The organism is Eubacterium sp. CAG:161 (assembly GCF_000432355.1).
Taxonomy (GTDB): domain Bacteria; phylum Bacillota; class Clostridia; order Lachnospirales; family Lachnospiraceae; genus Eubacterium_G; species Eubacterium_G segne.
On record NZ_HF991872.1, the window covers coordinates 108,405 to 109,831 of the forward strand.

A 1,427-nucleotide genomic window follows, 5' to 3' on the forward strand; every position below is an offset into this window, starting at 1 on the left:
AAAAATCGGGCAGTAAAAACTGCCCGACCGCTTTTCCTATGTTTGTTATGTATACCCGAAATGCCCTTCCTGCGTTTTGAGTCCTAGCAAATGCCAGGTGGGCAACCGCATCTAAAGTTCTGAAGTCCACTAAATAACGAGGCATGTCATCCCCTTAGAGATATAGGAATCCCTTTAATCAAACTGTAGGTTCAAAATATACAGGACCTACGAGCATCTCAGGTAACTATATTATAAGTTATGAAACCTTTTTTTGCAATATGTTTTCATTTCCAAATTATGTGTAAATTCGCAAAATTCCGTGACTATTTTTTAGATACTATTTCATCCTTATTTTTGAAAATGCTATTTTCAGGTATAACTCCTCTTACACATGACAACGGATAAACATTTGTATGTCTTCCTATCATTGTTCCCGGATTAAGTACGGAATTGCATCCTACTTCAACATAATCTCCCAGCATGGCACCAAACTTTTTAAGTCCGGTTTCAATTCTTTCATCACCGTCTTTTACTACCACAAGAGTTTTATCAGACTTTACATTAGATGTAATGGAGCCTGCTCCCATATGAGAGTGAGTACCTAAAATACTGTCACCTACATAATTATAATGTGGCACCTGAACAGTATTAAATAATACAACATTCTTAAGCTCTGTAGAATTACCTACTACGCAGTTTTTTCCAACAATAGCCTTTCCTCTGATAAAAGCTCCCGGTCTTACCTCTGTTCCCTCATCAATTATCAACGGTCCATTAAGAGTTGCCGTAGGTGCTATGGTAACTGACTTGTGAATCCAGATATTGTCACCTTTTTTGGTAAATTCATCCTTTGGTAATTTATCACCCAGTTTTAAAATAAAATCACCAATATCAGCTAACACTTCCCATGGATATTCCTTTCCTTCAAAAAGTTCTGCTGCTATAGTTTCATTTAAATCATATAAATCCTTTATTTTATACATATTATCCTTCTCTCCAAACTGCTTACAGCTGCAGTTTATTCTATGATGTTATAACACCGGTAATTACTCAACTGTAACTGATTTTGCAAGGTTTCTTGGTTTGTCAACATTAAGTCCCTTTAATACTGTAGTGTAATAAGCCACTAACTGAAGAGGAATAACCGTAATAAGAGGCATTAATATGTCCTCTAAGACAGGAACTTCTATAACCTCATCCATAACCCCTTCACTAAATTCTGTACCTTCCTTGCATACTGTTATGGTAAAGGCGCCTCTTGATTTAACTTCCATAATATTGCTTACAGTCTTTTCCAGTAAGTCTGACTGGGTTGCCACACCAATAACCGGCATTCCATCTGTAACTAAGGAAATAGTTCCATGCTTTAATTCTCCCGCTGCATAGCTTTCTGAATGAATGTATGATATTTCCTTTAATTTAAGTGAACCTTCCATACTAAGAGT

Annotated in this window: 2 protein-coding genes and 1 other RNA gene; all 3 read right to left on the bottom strand. The window is 36.4% G+C overall.

Annotated elements, in window-relative coordinates:
• Window positions 1–48: 48 nt before the first annotated feature.
• Window positions 49–228, bottom strand: a non-coding RNA gene (ssrS, locus tag Q5O30_RS08355) — 6S RNA.
• Between the two features lie 77 nt (window positions 229–305).
• The gene (locus Q5O30_RS08360) at window positions 306–965 is read right to left on the bottom strand and encodes a transferase (RefSeq protein WP_021953301.1); all 660 of its coding nucleotides are present in this window, start codon (window positions 963–965) and stop codon (window positions 306–308) included.
• Window positions 966–1,028: 63 nt separating this feature from the next.
• A partial coding sequence (locus tag Q5O30_RS08365; RefSeq protein ID WP_302674658.1) for an SIS domain-containing protein occupies window positions 1,029–1,427 on the bottom strand: 399 nt, incomplete at its 5' end.